At 57.4% G+C, this 15,698-nt stretch carries 18 protein-coding genes; 10 read left to right on the top strand and 8 right to left on the bottom strand.

All coding sequences use genetic code 11. The annotated features are described in order from the left end of the window. Window positions 1-38: 38 nt before the first annotated feature. The 4 genes from ACR0A2_RS06515 to ACR0A2_RS06500 are packed head-to-tail and all read right to left on the bottom strand — an operon-like array spanning window position 39 to window position 5,590. The gene (locus tag ACR0A2_RS06515) at window positions 39-887 is read right to left on the bottom strand and encodes an ABC transporter six-transmembrane domain-containing protein (RefSeq protein WP_171229055.1); all 849 of its coding nucleotides are present in this window, start codon (window positions 885-887) and stop codon (window positions 39-41) included. A gap of 6 nt (window positions 888-893) precedes the next feature. Beyond that, window positions 894-1,313, bottom strand: a complete 420-nt coding sequence (locus ACR0A2_RS06510; protein WP_171229056.1) for a DUF2141 domain-containing protein — start codon at window positions 1,311-1,313, stop codon at window positions 894-896. Further along, window positions 1,310-4,438, bottom strand: a complete 3,129-nt coding sequence (locus ACR0A2_RS06505; protein WP_480834520.1) for an efflux RND transporter permease subunit — start codon at window positions 4,436-4,438, stop codon at window positions 1,310-1,312. Before ACR0A2_RS06505 ends, ACR0A2_RS06510 begins: the two co-directional genes overlap by 4 nt. A 3-nt stretch (window positions 4,439-4,441) precedes the next feature. Next, window positions 4,442-5,590, bottom strand: a complete 1,149-nt coding sequence (locus ACR0A2_RS06500; protein WP_480834519.1) for an efflux RND transporter periplasmic adaptor subunit — start codon at window positions 5,588-5,590, stop codon at window positions 4,442-4,444. Window positions 5,591-5,691: 101 nt separating this feature from the next. Here ACR0A2_RS06500 and ACR0A2_RS06495 point away from each other — a divergent pair, with 101 nt between their 5' ends. The 10 genes from ACR0A2_RS06495 to ureG all read left to right on the top strand — a co-directional run bounded on the left by ACR0A2_RS06495 (window position 5,692) and on the right by ureG (window position 12,092). Then, window positions 5,692-6,309: a TetR/AcrR family transcriptional regulator gene (locus tag ACR0A2_RS06495; RefSeq protein ID WP_480446104.1), complete on the top strand. Its 618-nt coding sequence runs from the start codon at window positions 5,692-5,694 to the stop codon at window positions 6,307-6,309. Window positions 6,310-6,557: 248 nt separating this feature from the next. Next, window positions 6,558-7,454 (top strand): urease accessory protein UreD, encoded by an 897-nt coding sequence (locus ACR0A2_RS06490; RefSeq protein ID WP_480834518.1) that lies wholly within the window; start codon window positions 6,558-6,560, stop codon window positions 7,452-7,454. A 1-nt stretch (window position 7,455) separates the two neighbouring features. Next, entirely contained in the window at window positions 7,456-7,758 is a 303-nt protein-coding gene (locus ACR0A2_RS06485; RefSeq protein WP_152459090.1) for an urease subunit gamma, read from the top strand. Between the two features lie 18 nt (window positions 7,759-7,776). Then, window positions 7,777-7,938, top strand: a complete 162-nt coding sequence (locus tag ACR0A2_RS06480) for a hypothetical protein (protein ID WP_171169025.1) — start codon at window positions 7,777-7,779, stop codon at window positions 7,936-7,938. Continuing rightward, window positions 7,935-8,267, top strand: a complete 333-nt coding sequence (locus tag ACR0A2_RS06475; protein WP_480446106.1) for an urease subunit beta — start codon at window positions 7,935-7,937, stop codon at window positions 8,265-8,267. The genes ACR0A2_RS06480 and ACR0A2_RS06475 overlap by 4 nt, the downstream gene beginning before the upstream one ends. Next, on the top strand, window positions 8,242-10,002 hold the full coding sequence (gene ureC, locus ACR0A2_RS06470; protein WP_480834517.1) for an urease subunit alpha: 1,761 nt from the start codon (window positions 8,242-8,244) through the stop codon (window positions 10,000-10,002). The genes ACR0A2_RS06475 and ureC overlap by 26 nt, the downstream gene beginning before the upstream one ends. A gap of 121 nt (window positions 10,003-10,123) precedes the next feature. Then, on the top strand, window positions 10,124-10,348 hold the full coding sequence (locus ACR0A2_RS06465) for a DUF1127 domain-containing protein (RefSeq protein WP_171725861.1): 225 nt from the start codon (window positions 10,124-10,126) through the stop codon (window positions 10,346-10,348). Window positions 10,349-10,376: 28 nt separating this feature from the next. Then, window positions 10,377-10,829, top strand: coding sequence for an urease accessory protein UreE (gene ureE, locus ACR0A2_RS06460; protein WP_171725862.1), 453 nt, complete (start codon window positions 10,377-10,379; stop codon window positions 10,827-10,829). Continuing rightward, window positions 10,801-11,466, top strand: coding sequence for an urease accessory protein UreF (locus ACR0A2_RS06455; RefSeq protein WP_480834516.1), 666 nt, complete (start codon window positions 10,801-10,803; stop codon window positions 11,464-11,466). The genes ureE and ACR0A2_RS06455 overlap by 29 nt, the downstream gene beginning before the upstream one ends. Then, window positions 11,463-12,092 carry an urease accessory protein UreG gene (ureG, locus tag ACR0A2_RS06450; protein WP_480834515.1) on the top strand — a complete coding sequence of 210 codons (630 nt, stop codon included), beginning with the start codon at window positions 11,463-11,465 and terminating at the stop codon, window positions 12,090-12,092. Before ACR0A2_RS06455 ends, ureG begins: the two co-directional genes overlap by 4 nt. 66 nt (window positions 12,093-12,158) lie before the next feature. Here the strand turns inward: ureG and ACR0A2_RS06445 are convergent, their stop codons facing one another. The 4 genes from ACR0A2_RS06445 to ACR0A2_RS06430 all read right to left on the bottom strand — a co-directional run bounded on the left by ACR0A2_RS06445 (window position 12,159) and on the right by ACR0A2_RS06430 (window position 15,532). Further along, window positions 12,159-12,311 (bottom strand): hypothetical protein, encoded by a 153-nt coding sequence (locus tag ACR0A2_RS06445; protein ID WP_480446109.1) that lies wholly within the window; start codon window positions 12,309-12,311, stop codon window positions 12,159-12,161. Window positions 12,312-12,376: 65 nt separating this feature from the next. Beyond that, on the bottom strand, window positions 12,377-13,456 hold the full coding sequence (gene tcuB / locus ACR0A2_RS06440) for a tricarballylate utilization 4Fe-4S protein TcuB (RefSeq protein ID WP_480834514.1): 1,080 nt from the start codon (window positions 13,454-13,456) through the stop codon (window positions 12,377-12,379). Further along, window positions 13,446-14,840, bottom strand: coding sequence for an FAD-dependent tricarballylate dehydrogenase TcuA (gene tcuA / locus ACR0A2_RS06435; protein WP_480834512.1), 1,395 nt, complete (start codon window positions 14,838-14,840; stop codon window positions 13,446-13,448). The genes tcuB and tcuA overlap by 11 nt, the downstream gene beginning before the upstream one ends. 11 nt (window positions 14,841-14,851) lie before the next feature. After that, window positions 14,852-15,532, bottom strand: a complete 681-nt coding sequence (locus ACR0A2_RS06430) for a GntR family transcriptional regulator (protein WP_480834510.1) — start codon at window positions 15,530-15,532, stop codon at window positions 14,852-14,854. Between the last annotated feature and the right edge of the window lie 166 nt (window positions 15,533-15,698).

Raw genomic sequence — 15,698 nt, 5'->3', positions numbered from 1 at the left:
AACACCCGTTCCACGCAACTTGCAGTTTGAAAATCTGATCATCCTCTCTGCAATCGGACCGTGATTTCGGACAGCCGGGACCAGGATTGGAACGTGATCGGCAAAGCAAGTGCGGCTTCAGCAAATTCCCATGAGTAGCTGACAATCGAAAAGATCATTCCGGGTGTCGCATCCAGATTTTGCGTCGCGAACCACAGGTTGAACAGGATCAGACCTATCAGCAGAACGAAGATCACACCGTACAGGTAGGCTTCGGTATCCGAGAGCTTCACTTCGAAACGACGCAGTTTCATCAGGTGGACAAGCACCGGGCGGACGCGGCGTTGCTCCAGAATGCTGACCTGATGTTCCATCTGCTCATTCAGGGCCCGGTTCCATTGCCAGAACGTCGAATGAAACAGGGCGTAGATGCATATCATTCCCACAAGCACCCCGCAGGCTGACAGAGCCAGCACCGGCGAGAAGTAAAACAGCAATATTGCTGAGACGACGAACTGCATGATTCCTGAAATGGCCGAAGGCAGGATCTCTTCCAGAAAGTCGGCCAGTTCGCGCCCCATTCCGATCCGGGCGTTCAACAAAGAAATCGGCAGGTTTGAAAAACGCGCAGCAAGCGCCTTGCCCAGTTCGACGCGGATCGTTCCGTAGACACGCGTATCGTATATCCGCCGGATCACGCCGATCAGCGTGAGGGCGACCATAAGAGCGCCCAAATGCACAAAGGGCTGAAACTGTCCGCTCAGCAATCCATCTATGGCAAAGCCGATAAACAGCGGGATCAACACGGTTAATGCAGTTTCCGACAGTATCAGAAACCATGTGATCCCGACACGCCACCGAAACACGCTCAGCAACGTACCGATAGTCAGTTTTCTGTCCCTCAGCATGCGGCATCACTGATCATAGTGGACACGAACGCGGACATCGCCCGGCCAGACCGAGGCGGCCTCGAAATCAGGCATGTCCTGAGGGTTCGGGGCGCCGGTTGAACCCAGCCCCTCCAAAAGCTTCGTCTCGGTCATGTTCAGGTCTTCGTCCTTGTTTTCGTCGTGAAACAGCAGCACCGCATAGGGGCCGGCCGTCAGGTCGGGAAACTCATGGCTGACACTGCCTTTGCGGGACGGAACCTGGGCGTAGTCAATCGCGCTCTGGACATCCAAACCGTCAAAGGCGCGCGCGTCGTCGAAAACAAGGATCACAATGTTTCCCTTGGCGTTGCGGATACCCTCCACAATCACGTTCAGACCATCAGATGCGGCAGGCGTTGCAAGCGCCATCAGGGCGAATGCGGGGGCCAGAATGCTACGTGTCATAAATATGTCCTTTCTCCGGAAGGGTGCGGCGGGGCTGGCTTGAAGACGACAAGGACATCTTCGGCAATGGCGATCAGCACGGGCACCAGCAGCAGCATGAGGGCGGTGCCGAACAGTTCGCCAAAAGCCAGAGAAATGGCGGCAGGGATCAGATACTGCGCCTGTTCCGAGGTTTCCGTCAGCAAGGGCAGCAAGCCGATCACCGTCGTTGCGGTGGTCAGAAAGATCGCCTTGAAACGTCCGATGCCGGCGCTTTTCAGCGCCAGGTTCACGGGCTGACCTTCCTGGCGCGCCTGATTGTATCGGGTGATCATGACCAGACTGTCGTTCACGATCACGCCGGTCAGCGCCAGCATGCCGAAGAACGAAAACAGCGACAGCGACACATCCATGATCAGGTGCCCGACCGCAGCCGCGATAAAACCAAAGGGCACGATGGCCAGAATGACGAAAGGTTGCCAATAGCTTTTCAACGGCACGGCCATCAACACATAGATCAGAACCGCCGCCAGCAGCAGCGCACGTTTCAAGCCACCGCTGATATCGGCCATCTCTTCCAGTTCACCGGCGGGCAAAACTGTGACGCTCGGGTACTTTTCGCGGAGTTTCGGGACCAGCTGATCGAACACTGCCTGACCAACCTCTTCGGGGGCAACACGGTCACGGTCGATGGACGCGGCCACGATGTTCATGCGCTTGCCATCGCGGCGATCGACGGTGCCAGAGGTGTAGGTGCCTTCGATTTCGGCAACCGTCTCAAGCGGCACCCAGGCACCGGATGCACTGCGCAACTGGGTCTGCATCAGATCGGCCAGCGTATCGCGGTTTTCCCGCGCGTTCTGCACGACCACGCGAATTTCGGACCCGTCGCGCCGAACCTTGGTCACCTCGGCCCCGCCAAACCCATAGCCAATCTGTCTGGCCAAAGCCTCGGCATTGAAGCCAAGGTGCCGCGCGTCCGGACGCAGGCGGAGCTTCAGTTCGGGCTGGCCGCCCGCCAGCCCATCCCGAACATTCGCCACGCCCTCGATGTTCGACAGGAAGTCTTTCATCTCGGTGCTCGCCTGTCGCAGCAGGTCTTCGCCTCTTGACGCCAACCAGATGCGGAATCCTCCGGCGAGCGTTTCCGATCCGGTGAACTCCAGTTCGGTTGCGCCTTCGACCGCTCCGACCCGGTCGCGCCATTCGCGAACCACGGAAAGGATCGGAACATCCGGTCGTTCGGCCACCGGGATCATCTCGGCGTATATTTGTGCGCTGCCCGCGCTGTTGATGATGCTGAACACGGTCTGAACGGGCGGCGCGGCCATACTTGCGTCTTCGGCAAGCTCGGCGTTCAGATCGCTCAACACAGTTTCGATCCGATCCACGTTCGCGCGGGTCAGTGCAAAGGGCGCGCGGGCGTCCATTTCCAGGTTCATCGTGATGATCTGACCGGGCACTTCGGGAAAGAACACCGTTCTGACCTTGCCCTTGTACATCAGGCCAAGCCCCAGCGTCGCGGCGGCGACGAACAGGATCAGCACGGCATAGCGCTGCCGCACTGCCGCAACGAGCAGCGGCTGATAGATGCGATCCCGCCCCCAGTCCAGGCCGCCCTGCGCGGTATCCTGTACGCGGCCCCAGAGGCGGGACAGCAGGTACCTTCGCTCTTGCCTCATCGAAACCTGCGCAAGATGGGCGGGCAGGATGAACTTGCTTTCGATGAGCGAAAAGACCAGCGTCAGGATCACGATCCCCGCGAACCCGGCCAGCACCTTGCCCAACGGGTTGTCGATCAGCAGCATCGGGAAGAACGCCGCGATTGTCGTCAGCACGCCGAAGACTGTTGCGACCGCCACGCGGTGCACGCCGCGTTCAGTGTCCTGTATCGGGTCCGTGCCCTTTCGACGTTCATCGTAAACGCTTTCTCCGACCACAACGGCATCATCGACCAGAATGCCCAGGGCGATGATCAGACCAAAGGTGGTGACATCGTTGAGCGAATAGTCCACCCATTTTGAACCCGAAACAGCTATGGCCCCCATGACCGAAACCGGAATGCCCATGGCGACCCAGAAGGCCAGGCGCACGTTCAGAAACACCGACAGCATCAAAGTCACAAGGATCAGCCCCTGCACCCCGTTGGACCGCAACAGCGCCAGCCGGTCCGAGATATAGCCGGCGCTGTCGCCCCAGACATCGACCTGAACCTGCGACGGCAACTGGCGGCTGAACTCATCCACCGTGCGGCGCACAACGTCACTGATCGTCAGCAGGTTCTCTTTCTGCCCGACCAGAACCTCCATCCCGACGGTTGGTTTGCCGTTCAGCCGAAACAGGTACTCGCCGTCCTGAAACCCGTCTTCGATCTTGGCGATATCACCCAAGGGCACAAAAGACCCGTCGTCACGTTCGATGATCGGCAGGGCCGCGTACTCAGGAGCGTATTTTGCGCGATCATCGGCCCGCATATAGATCGTGCCGCCCTCGGTCCGCAAACGGCCTGCCTGAAATGTCACCGAGTTTTCCTCGATTGCGCGGGTCACATCCGCCACGGTCAGGCCATAGTGGCGCAACAGCGCAGGGTCGATTTCGATGCGTAGTTCCCGCGGGATCAGACCCCAGATTTGCAGCCGGGACAATTCCGGTTGCGCCAGTAGCTCTTCCTTCAGGCGCTGCGCCAGGCTCTGCAATGTGGCCGGGTCTGTTTCGCCGTAGAGGTTCAGATAGAGCGCTGGAAAATCGAAACCCGACGCTTCGATCACAGGGCGGCGCGCGGTATCGGGCAGATCGGTCAACCCATCGATGCGAATGCGGACACGATCCAGAACGGCTTGCAGTTTCTGGCCACCCGCGCGGCGGACGGTCACGACACTCAGATCGTTTTGGGATCGCGAAGTCACACTGCGCACGCCCTCCAACCCTTCCAGCGCCTGCTCAACTTTCCGGGTCACCAATTCATCGACCTGTTCGGCAGTGGCGTCCGGGAACTCGATCGAAATCGTAACGCTTTCCGCAGGAATGCGAGGGAAGCCCTCGATCCGAATATTCAGCAGCGTCTGCACCCCAAGAAAGAGGATCAGCGCCATCATCAGATTGGCGGCGACAGGGTTGCGGATAAACCAGGATGTCAGTGCGTGCATGGCTCAACCCCCATCCGAAAGCGGCGTGACGCGCTGACCCGGCAGAAACGAAGCCAAAGGTGTCTTGGCCACGCGCCATGGGCCGTTCCCGTCGGGGGCCTGTATCGTGACAGCACCTTCGCTGCGGAACAGGATGTTCGGGCTGAACCTCTGAAGGTGGTCGTTTTCATCCACTATCCAAATGTACCCCGCGCGCGTCAGGGCGCTTTCCGGCAGGGTCACGGTGTCAGCAATTCGCCGTCCGGGAATGTGCACTTTCAGCAAGTCTCCGGCGAGTATGCCGTCACCGGGGTTTGCGACATCCAAAAAGACGCGCACCTGTCGTGTGTCCTGATCCAGAAAACCGCCTCCACGCCGGACGCGTGCCTGACCCAGGTTTTCGCCCGAACGGTGCGTCAGTTCAGCAGCAACGCCAGAGATCGGATGATCGAACAGCGCCCAATCCGCTTGGCTGAACCCGGCAACCAGTTCGAATTGCCGGTTGTCCGACAGGTGTATCAGGGGATCGCCCGGGTTGACCGTCTGGCCAAGGCTGGCAAAGCGGCGGGTGACAAAGCCTGAAAACGGGGCAACAACTTCTGCGTCCTTCAGGTCATTTCTCGCCGCATTCAGGCGGGCCTGCGCCGCTGCAACGGTTTTTTCGGCAACGCGCAATTGCGGCAGGTTCACGGCCAATTTGTTTGGCGGTTCCACCCCGTCTCGTTCGAACTGCCGTTTCGCGACGGTTACGTTGTTCTGCGCGCGCAACAGTGCAAGCTCCGCTCGCTCAAGCTCCATCTCGGCGGCTGCAACGGCGCTTTGATAGGGGGCATTTTCGATTGAAAACAAAGGGTCGCCCCCTTCCACCTGTGTCCCGGCCAAAGCGCCGGCATGGACTGCGGTGATGCGCCCGGACACAGCAGACCGCAGCTCGGCATCCCAACGAGGCCGAACTTCGGCAAATGCGGAAACACGCGCCTGCACGGTTTCCGGAACAACAGTTACGACAGAGACGGTCGGTGGCGGAGGTGAGGTGTTTGCTGCCTGAACATCAACCGTATCTTCCGCGTCAAATAACAGGATGACGACCGCCACAAACAGCATCAGCGACAATCCAATCCAGAGCCATCGTCGGGCTGGTCTTCGCTGAGCTTCTGAGGTTTTGTCTGTCATTGTCCTGTTTTTCCTGAGCCGCCTGAACCATTGCGCCTTGTGGGGCACGATTGGATGTCATATATTATGAACGATCGTTCGTTCAATATGAAAAAACCAAAATGCCCGAAAACACCAAAAAACCAGGGTCCACCCGGGAAAAGGCAACAGCCAAGCGCCGCAACCAGATTTTGGAGGCCGCCGTTATGTGTTTTCTCGAACGCGGCTATCATCAGACCGGCGTCCGCGATATCGCATCGCGGGCGGGCGTCAGCCTTGGAAACCTCTACAACCATTTTCGCGGCAAGCATGACGTGCTTGTGGAAATCGCGATGCTTGAACGCCGCGAGCTGGAGCCGTTTCTGAAAGTCCTGAATTCAAATGCACCCGCACCCAAAGTGTTGAAAAAGTTCATCAAGGCCTACGCCAACTATCTGGCTGCGCCGGAGAACGTCATCCTCACCTTGGAGATTTCGAGCGAAGCCGTTCGTCAACCGGATATCGCGCGACTGTTCGTCGAAAACCGAGCCAGACTGACCGAGGCGCTTGAAGAAGTAGTGAAACGCGGAGTTGACGCAGGAGATCTGCGCGCTGTTCCGGATCCGCTACAGGCGTCGCAATTGGTGATAGAGGTTCTGGAAGGAAGCGCGTATCGCAGCGTCCTGTCGGAAACGCCCATGAGCAAAATCGCTGGAAGCATGGAGGATTTCATTCTGAGCTCGCTGCTGGCGCGTCAATGAAGCCTGTGTTGCGCGTTTACCTGAAGCTGATGAAAGCCTGCGAACGGGAAGACGCACTGTGGCAATCGTGCGGATAGCTGAGTTCAGCTTTCCGCCCATCCTTCAGGAAAACGAAGCCTCCCCAACTTACCTTTAACCCAATTTGGGAAATCGGCGAGATGCGCATATTTTTTCATCCAAGCCAATGGTTGCTGTCTAAAATTTAATCATATGATGGGAAATTAAGCAGATTCCGACGCTGCAAGTTAGTGTTCCGATACTTCAACAGAGAAACAGGTGGCAGCAAACCGAAGCGCTGTAGGTGCCCTATTACACAAGTTGCAACCATATTACCCGCGCACAGCGCAGTACCACCGCGCGCAGCAGGCACCGTCAGCTTAAGCACCAAGCAATTGGGCAACAGGACCGTGCTGAATAAGTTTCGCCAATCTGGGTCTTTCAAATGCCTATTCCCCAGAACCACGACACCTGAACTTGATGCGGTTCTGCTAAACTCGGCAGGCGGAGTGACCGGAGGAGATTCATTTCGGTTTTCTTGCAAGGCAGCAAAAGGCACGGCGCTGAACTTGACTACGCAAGCTTGCGAGCGCGCTTACAAGGCCCAGCCCAAAGAATGGGGCCAGGTTACAAATCATTTGACGGTAGAGGCTGGAGCCCGGCTGAACTGGTTGCCGCAAGAGACCATTCTTTACAATGGCAGTGCGTTGGACCGGCGCCTCAGGATCGACCTGTCACCGGATGCCGAAATGCTGATGGTGGAACCGCTTGTTTTTGGACGCGTCGCCATGGGTGAAACGTTGACTGAAATCCGCTTGCGCGATCAAATCGAGATTTGGCGCGAAGGAACGCCGGTGTTTCTCGATGCGATTAGGTTTGCTGGTGATTGGCACACTCACTTGGCTAAGCGGCATATTGCAAACGGCGCAGGGGCGATGGCCCTGATCGTCTTAATGTCGGGTTCCGCCGAAGGTCATCTGGAGCCTGTCAGGGAATTGCTACCGGACGCCGCCGGGGCAACTCTGATCCGGAAAGACCTACTGGTCATTCGCATTCTGGCCGGCGACAGCTTTGCACTGCGCCGCACATTGATGCCGGTTCTGCGCCGGCTGAACAACGACACATTACCCCGATGCTGGATGCTTTGACATGAACCTGACCCCTCGTGAAAAAGACAAACTACTGGTGGCCATGGCCGCCGAGGTCGCTCGCAAACGGCTGGCGCGTGGCGTCAAGCTGAATCACCCCGAGGCCATTGCTTTGATTACCGATGCCGTGGTCGAAGGCGCGCGCGATGGCCGTTCGGTCGCCGACATGATGCAAGCTGGGGCTGAAGTGATCTCTCGGGAACACTGCATGGAAGGCGTGCCCGAGATGATCCACGAGGTGCAGGTCGAAGCCACTTTCCCGGATGGCACAAAACTTGTGACTGTCCACAACCCCATTCGCTAATTTCCAAAGGAGTCACCCATGATCCGCATGCTGTTTCCCGCTCTCATTCTGGCTGGTCCGGCCACGGCCCATTCGGATACCCATATTCACGCCCATGGCAGCGATTACACCGCGCTTGCAGTTGGGTTGGCTTTGATTGGGGTCATCGCCATAACCGTGATTTTGAAGCTGCCGAAATGATTCCGGGCGAGATCATTCCTGCCGAAGGCTCTCTGACGTTGAACGCGGGACGCAGCACCCGTCTTGTTATTGTCGCCAATACCGGCGATCGACCCATACAGGTCGGCAGCCACTACCATTTTTCTGAAGCAAACTCGGCCCTGGATTTTGATCGGTATGCAGCTTTGGGTATGCGGCTGGACATCCCGGCGGGTACCGCGGTGCGATTTGAGCCAGGCCAAACTCGCGAAGTTATTCTGGTGCCATTTGAAGGGCGCCGGCACATTTACGGTTTCAATATGCATATCATGGGGGCTCTGAAAGATGCCGGGCAAGATCAGTCGGAGTGACTATGCCTCCATGTTCGGCCCAACGGTCGGCGACAAGGTACGATTGGCAGATACCGATCTGATCATCGAGGTAGAAAAAGACCTTATCGTGGAGCGCGCAACAACTGCGCGTTTCAGTGAAACCGGCCACCGCGAAGATGTCTATGGTGAAGAGGTCAAGTTCGGTGGCGGCAAAGTCATTCGAGATGGGATGGGGCAGTCTCAGACCACGCGTGCCGAAGGTGCCGTGGACACTGTGATCACCAATGCTCTGATCGTGGATCACTCGGGCATCTACAAGGCGGATGTCGGTCTGAAGGACGGGTGCATCGCCAAGATCGGCAAGGCCGGAAATCCAGATACGCAACCCGGAGTAGACATCATCATCGGTCCCGGCACAGAGGCCATCGCGGGCGAAGGTCGCATCCTGACGGCTGGCGGGTTCGACAGCCATATTCACTTCATCTGCCCGCAACAGATCGAGGACGCGCTGCATTCTGGCCTGACGACCATGCTTGGCGGTGGCACCGGCCCGGCACATGGCACTCTGGCGACCACATGTACCCCGGGCCCGTGGCATATTGGCCGGATGTTGCAGGCGGCGGATGCTTTTCCCATGAATCTTGCTTTTGCAGGCAAGGGAAATGCTTCGCTTCCCGCTGCTTTGGAGGAACAGGTCAAAGCCGGGGCTTGTGCCCTGAAACTGCACGAGGACTGGGGTACGACCCCGGCGGCCATCGATTGCTGCCTTTCGGTCGCTGACGCGATGGACGTTCAGGTGATGATCCACACTGACACGCTCAACGAATCCGGGTTTGTTGAAAACACGGTTGCCGCGATAAAGGGTCGGACTATCCACGCTTTCCACACTGAAGGCGCGGGCGGCGGCCACGCACCAGATATCATCAAAATCTGCGGTGAGGACCATGTCCTGCCCTCCTCTACCAACCCCACGCGGCCTTTTACGGTGAACACGGTCGAGGAACATCTGGACATGCTGATGGTCTGCCATCACCTCGACAAATCCATCCCCGAGGACGTGGCTTTTGCTGAAAGCCGCATCCGGCGTGAGACCATCGCGGCTGAAGATATCCTGCACGACATGGGCGCGTTCAGCATCATTGCGTCCGACAGTCAGGCTATGGGCCGCGTGGGCGAGGTGTTGATCCGGACGTGGCAAACCGCCGACAAAATGAAGAAACAGCGCGGGCGCCTTCCCGAGGAAACAGGCGAAAACGACAACCTGCGCGTCAGACGCTATATCGCCAAATACACGATCAACCCGGCCATTGCTCATGGCCTGAGCCGCGAGATTGGCAGTATCGAAGAAGGCAAACGTGCTGATCTTGTTCTATGGAACCCTGCCTTTTTTGGTTTGAAACCCGAGATGGTTTTGCTGGGCGGTACGATTGCTTGTGCCCAAATGGGTGACCCAAACGCGTCGATCCCCACACCGCAACCAGTCTATAGCCGCCCGATGTTCGGGGCCTATGGCCGCTCGGTCGAGCATTCGGCAATCACATTTGTCTCTGAGGCCGCACAGGCCGACAGGATTGGCGATACACTGGGCTTGGCGAAGCAGACCGTCGCTGTCCAAAACACACGAGAGATTGGCAAACAGGATCTTTTGCTCAACAACGCGACGCCGCATGTTGAAGTTGATCCGGAAACCTATGAGGTCCGGGCAGACGGTGAATTGCTGACCTGCCAACCGGCCGAAGTGCTGCCGATGGCACAGCGATATTTTATGTTCTGACTAAAAATTATGCTGCATTGCACCGTGCGCAAGGCAGAAATGACCAAACACCCACTTCAACGTGAGGCCGATATGACAGATATTAATGCTCAAGGGAGGACCAACGTTTACGAGGGTCCAAATGGCACACTCAGCAACACAATCACACGCAGGCTTTTCGCTGCCCGGTCTGATCGCGTCCATCGGATCATCAATCTATGGGGCTCTGATCAGTGTGGCCGAAGCTCAATCGCGCGTGCGGCAAGTCGAATTCCTGCAATCGCTCAGCGACGAAGAGTTGCAAAAACGCGGCCTATCACGCGAACGGATCGTGCATCGGGTGTTTTCGGATTCGATCTGGCTCTGACCATTTCTGCTCCAGAGGAGGCGACGGTATGACCGCCCTGCTCTGCACCGCACGCCGTTACTCGGATCACATGCACGACGACACTGCCGATTGCCTGTCGTTGACCTATGACGATCGGTTTTTGCGCCGAAAGGTTTTAACATGCGAAAGCGGCGAACAGATTCTGGTCGACCTGGCTCAGACAACCTCACTGGATCACGGCGGCGCGCTGATCTTGGACGACGGGCGCGCGGTTGAAATCCAGGCCGCGCCCGAAGCCTTGCTGGAGGTCTCGGCTCCTGATCTGGCACGTATCGCATGGCATATCGGCAATCGCCACACGCCCTGCCAGATCGAAAAGGATCGTCTGTTGATCCAGGTCGATCATGTGATCCGAGACATGCTTTTGAAAATCGGGGCCACAGTGCGCGAGGTGCACGAACCGTTCAACCCCGAAGGCGGAGCCTATGGCCATGGCAGAACACATGGCCACGCCCACTGACGCCGATATCCTGACTCTGACCCAGTGGTTGTCTCCGGCATACCCTGTGGGGGGCTTTGCTTATTCTCATGGGTTGGAAGCTGCAATTGACGAAGGAGCAGTCGCCAGCTCCCAAGACGCCGAAGCCTGGATTTCTGATGTGCTGGAACATGGGTCGGGATGGAATGACGCTCTGTTCGTAGTGTCCGCTTACAACGCCCAGGATAATGATGAGCTTATCAGCGTTGATACCAAGGCACGGGCGATCTGCGCATCATCGGAAAGAAAAATGGAAACCGAATTGCTGGGGCAGGCATTCGGGACCGTCACAGGAGACGTCTGGGATTTCGACATCCAACGGCTTTCCTACCCAGTGTCTGTGGGCTACGCCGCGCATCTGCAGAGCCTTCCCATACTGTTAACGACACAGCTGTATCTACAAGCATTTGCAAGCAACTTGGTCGCGTGCGCAACGCGCCTTGTGCCGCTGGGGCAAACCGACGCTCAAAAACTGATCCGTAATTTGACACCGCTATGTGCTCGTATCGCTGAACAAGCGCAAATGGCAGGCTTGAACGAATTGAGTTCGACTGCGTTCCTAACGGACATCGCGTCGATGAGACACGAAATACAGTATTCAAGGATATTCCGAACATGAGCAGTTTGAACGGCCCTCTTCGCGTCGGCATCGGTGGTCCGGTTGGAGCCGGAAAGACCACCTTGACGGCTGCCCTATCTGAAACCCTGCGCGATGTTTGTTCAGTGGGCGTTATCACCAATGATATTTACACTCAGGAAGACGCCGAGGCGCTGATGCGCTTGCAGGTCTTGCCAAGGGACAGGATCATCGGCGTCGAAACGGGCGGTTGTCCACATACAGCTATCCGTGAGGATGCATCGATAAACCTTGCAGCGGTCGCTGAAATGCGAAACCGGCATCCCGATCTTGACATCGTTCTGATCGAAAGTGGCGGCGACAACCTGTCGGCTACATTCAGTCCAGAACTCGCAGACCTTACAATCTATGTGATCGACGTCGCAGCAGGAGAGGAAATCCCGCGAAAAGGCGGACCGGCAATAACGAAATCCGACATCCTGGTCATAAACAAGACCGATCTGGCGCCGCATGTTGGCGCTTCACTGGAGGTCATGGATAGAGATGCAGCCAGAATGCGCAAAGGGCGGCCCTTTTTGTTCACGTCCCTTCGTCACAAAAAAGGAGTCGGCGCAATTGTCGACCTTTTAGTGAAGAAGGGGGGGTTAATGATTCCAGAAAGGAATTAACGCTCAGAACGAAGATGCCAATCTGTCGACACCTGTCATCGGCTCTGCCGTTCAGAGGCACCTAATTCATAGATTTTTCGTCATTCTGTTTTCGATTGGCGCAAAGGCTTTACCACGCGCGACTCCAAGCTTTTCCATCAATTCCGCACCTTTCGTGGCGGTATCTTTCAGTGCCGCTGAGAAATATTCACGCGAACCCTTCGGGACGTTGGCTGCCACCCGCGACACCGCGTCCTTCGATAATAAATGCGTTTTCCTTTGCCTCACTCAGGAAATGCGGGCTGCTAGCGGACCACCGACACATCTCTTTTTCGTTGTGCATCCCTGACAAGGGCAGCAAGCCGATAGAAACCGTGCGCCATTTTTGTGTAAGGCGTAAGAAGGAAGAACGCGAGGACCGACCCCAGATGGACGGCAAGCAGCGCAGGCATTACTGCGGATGAACCGAAAGCGTAAAGAACAAGCCCGCTCAACGCTACAAACCCAAGCAGTAGTATAAATCCGATTTCTCCGCCCCAAGCTGAAACATCGCCGAGATTGCGGTCTGACTTGTGTTTCAGCCGGACCATCATGTAGCAGCCAACAGTGAGCAAAACGCCCCCTGTGACTCCAAACAGCTTCGGCAATGACCAGAACCGGTAAGGTGCGTGCAGATCGAACCCATAATGCATGATCGTCGCCACCGAAGTCGAAGCAAAACACAGCAGAAACCCGTACATTATCGCATGATGCACGTGGCGGCGGGCCTGGCTAAAACGGTCTTCGTCCTCGAAATTGCAACCCTCCCCGTGGCCAGCAGCCAGGTCCTGCATTTTGGCCGTTCGACTTAGCGCGGCTTTCAAGTCGCCCAGTTGGATCGGCTGGCCTCCAACTGCGTGCCAATAGCGCCGCAAGCTGATGCCAATGCTGAACAACGGCAGAAGGAATGCCGGAGCAAAAATCAACACCATCGCATTGTGAGAGAGGACAGAGTAGAAGCCTTCGCCTCCGGTCGAGCCGATCGCGCGAATGGCCCAAAAAATAAGCGCGAAGCCGACGACCAGAGCCAGGGCGATCGCTCCACCATGGCTATGGAAGCAGCGCGCCACTGGTTGCGGCCAGGCGAAGCTTTCCCAACTGTCGCGCCGGACCTCGGCCAGAGCCTTCGGCAGGTTGAGGTCGAACTCATGCGGCGCCGTATATTGGCAGGCATAGTAACATCCTCTGCAGTTATGGCAGAGATTGGCCAATTGCGTGATATCGCCGTCCGAGAATGCGCGTTCAGCGTGAAGCGACGGAAAGACCGAGCAATAGCCTTCGCAATACCGGCAGGCATTGCAGATCTCAGCCTGACGGCGGGCTTCCTGTATCAGTTCAGTTCGCATAAGAAGCGGCCTCTCGTCCTGCAATGCGTCCGAAGACGGTTCCGATGGTCATGCCGAACCCGGCCAGATAACCCTGCCCCAAAATCGACCCAGCCATGGTTTCGCCCGCCGCCCAGAGGTTCTGGATTTTGCCGTTTGACAATGAACATTGCGCAGATTCATCCACCTTGAGCCCCAGATAGGTGAAGGTCACACCGGTGCGCAGCGAGTAGCCATAGTAAGGAGGCTCGGTGATCGGGCGCGCCCAATTGGTTTTGGGTGGGGTCAGGCCGGTAGTTGAAACTCCGTCCAATTCCGTTGGATGAAAGCCACTTGTGTCACCGCAGGCGGCGTTGAATTCTGCGACGGTCGTGGTCAGTTTATCGGCGGGCAGACCCATCGCTTTGGCCAGTTCCTCGAGCGTGTCGGCCTTTAACGGCGGAAAAACCGACGGCATGAACAGGTTCAGCGATTTGGCATCAATGATCACATAGCCCACCTGATCCGGCTGGGCTGCGACTAGGCGACCCCAGATCGCGTAACGCTTTGGCCAGACGTCCTCGCCCTCGTCATAGAACCGCTCGGCATCTTTGTTGACAACAATTGAGATTGGAACGCAGTCCAGACGGGTGACGATGCCGCCATCGAATTTCGGAGCACGCCCGTCGACGGCAACCGCGTGGCATTGTGTCGGGTCTCCAACGCTCTCGACGCCTTGATCCAGAAGATCGGCCAGCACGACACCCCGGTTATAGGGCGTGCCCCGGATCAGGAAGTTGCGTGCCGCAGGTCCCCACGCACGCGTCAGCCAATCGGTGTCAGCCTGAAAGCCGCCCGAAGCGACGATGACCGCTTTGGGCGTTATGCGATGGGATTGGCCTTCGCAGGTGAAGTCTACCCACTCAATCCGGTCTCCGTTCAATTCGAGATGCGTGACGACGGCTTCGTACAGGACTTCGACGCCCAGCTTCGCTGCTGTCCGGTAATAGGCATTTACCAGCGATTTACCGCCGCCCATAAAGAACGCATTCGTCCGCGCCAGCGATAGCGTCCCCGACAAAGAGGGCTGGAACCGAACTCCGTGGTCCTCCATCCAGGGAAGACATTCCTCGGACGTGCGAATTGCGAGGCGCGCCAGATCTTTGTCGGTTTTGCCCCCGGTAACCTTGAGCAGATCTGACAGGTATTCGTCTTCGCTGTATTCCTCGACCAGCGGGCCCAACGGGCTGGAATGCATACAGCGAAAGTTTCGGGTGTGGCGAGAGTTTCCGCCACGATAGGGTTTTGGCGCCGCTTCGAGGATAAGAACGCGCGCGCCTGCTTCGGCGGCGGTCATCGCAGCGCACAGGGCGGCGTTACCTCCGCCAATCACAGCGATATCGTAGGCTTCCTTTTGGGTGGCCATGTGGTTTCCGCCTATTGAGTTTGGTCCGTTGTTCGGTCGCGCCCCTGCAAGGCGCGAATGCGCATGCGTTGTGCTGCGTGGATATGAGCGCGCATCTCTTTCTCAGCCGCCGCGCCATCCCGGGCTTTCAAGGCGGCCATGATAAGGCGATGCTCGGCTACTGCGACCTCGGCTCGGTCGCCGTCCAGCAATTGCGACGGACCCAGGATCAGCAACGCCTTTTGTAAAGACAACATGGATTTAGCCAGAAACCGGTTCTTGGCCGCATCCAGAAGCGTCGCATGGAAAATCCGATTGATCCGCGCGGCCTCCGGACCGGTGCCTGCCTCGGCCAGCCGGTCATTCAGCACATCCAGCTCATCCAGTTCGACATCGGACGCCGCCCTTGCCGCCAGACGGGCCGCAGTGCCCTCGAGCACAGCGCGCATCTCATAGAGCTCCATCACTTCGGCGTAATCCAGGCTGCGTACCGTCGCGCCTTGACGGGGGATATGTGTTACCAAGCCATCCGCTTCCAGCTGTCGGATCGCTTCGCGCACAGGCGTGCGGCTAACTCCCAACCTCTCGGACAACTCAATCTCGCGCAGGCGTTCGCCGGGCGGCAGGCTACCTTCGCGAATCTCATCCAGCAGGCGCTGATAGGCGGAATTGCCTTGTGGGCCAGGCTGTAACGGGTCGTCCTGCAGGGTCATCACGCGCTCACTTGTGTTATTGCGTCCATTTGTATACATTTGGATACACACTAAGTCAACCGCACCGGAATCTACATTTTGCCCACCCAGATCAACGCACCCTCCTCAGCGAAAAAACGTGCCGTGACCTTCGTGCTTGCAGTGTTGGGCACCGGAGCATTCTGGT

The sequence above is a fragment of the Ruegeria sp. H8 genome, from assembly GCF_056532905.1.
The sequence above is the reverse complement of the archived record's forward strand: the minus strand, read 5'-3'. Positions and strand labels throughout refer to the sequence as shown.

Bases quoted from the DNA above. Each gene is read 5' to 3' on its own strand.
- ACR0A2_RS06515 (WP_171229055.1), bottom strand. From the start codon at position 887: ATGCTGAGGGACAGAAAACTGACTATCGGTACGTTGCTGAGCGTGTTT.
- ACR0A2_RS06510 (WP_171229056.1), bottom strand. From the start codon at position 1,313: ATGACACGTAGCATTCTGGCCCCCGCATTCGCCCTGATGGCGCTTGCA.
- ACR0A2_RS06505 (WP_480834520.1), bottom strand. From the start codon at position 4,438: ATGCACGCACTGACATCCTGGTTTATCCGCAACCCTGTCGCCGCCAAT.
- ACR0A2_RS06500 (WP_480834519.1), bottom strand. From the start codon at position 5,590: ATGACAGACAAAACCTCAGAAGCTCAGCGAAGACCAGCCCGACGATGG.
- ACR0A2_RS06495 (WP_480446104.1), top strand. From the start codon at position 5,692: ATGCCCGAAAACACCAAAAAACCAGGGTCCACCCGGGAAAAGGCAACA.
- ACR0A2_RS06485 (WP_152459090.1), top strand. From the start codon at position 7,456: ATGAACCTGACCCCTCGTGAAAAAGACAAACTACTGGTGGCCATGGCC.
- ACR0A2_RS06480 (WP_171169025.1), top strand. From the start codon at position 7,777: ATGATCCGCATGCTGTTTCCCGCTCTCATTCTGGCTGGTCCGGCCACG.
- ACR0A2_RS06475 (WP_480446106.1), top strand. From the start codon at position 7,935: ATGATTCCGGGCGAGATCATTCCTGCCGAAGGCTCTCTGACGTTGAAC.
- ureC (WP_480834517.1), top strand. From the start codon at position 8,242: ATGCCGGGCAAGATCAGTCGGAGTGACTATGCCTCCATGTTCGGCCCA.
- ACR0A2_RS06465 (WP_171725861.1), top strand. From the start codon at position 10,124: ATGGCACACTCAGCAACACAATCACACGCAGGCTTTTCGCTGCCCGGT.
- ureE (WP_171725862.1), top strand. From the start codon at position 10,377: ATGACCGCCCTGCTCTGCACCGCACGCCGTTACTCGGATCACATGCAC.
- ACR0A2_RS06455 (WP_480834516.1), top strand. From the start codon at position 10,801: ATGGCAGAACACATGGCCACGCCCACTGACGCCGATATCCTGACTCTG.
- ureG (WP_480834515.1), top strand. From the start codon at position 11,463: ATGAGCAGTTTGAACGGCCCTCTTCGCGTCGGCATCGGTGGTCCGGTT.
- tcuB (WP_480834514.1), bottom strand. From the start codon at position 13,456: ATGCGAACTGAACTGATACAGGAAGCCCGCCGTCAGGCTGAGATCTGC.
- tcuA (WP_480834512.1), bottom strand. From the start codon at position 14,840: ATGGCCACCCAAAAGGAAGCCTACGATATCGCTGTGATTGGCGGAGGT.
- ACR0A2_RS06430 (WP_480834510.1), bottom strand. From the start codon at position 15,532: ATGACCCTGCAGGACGACCCGTTACAGCCTGGCCCACAAGGCAATTCC.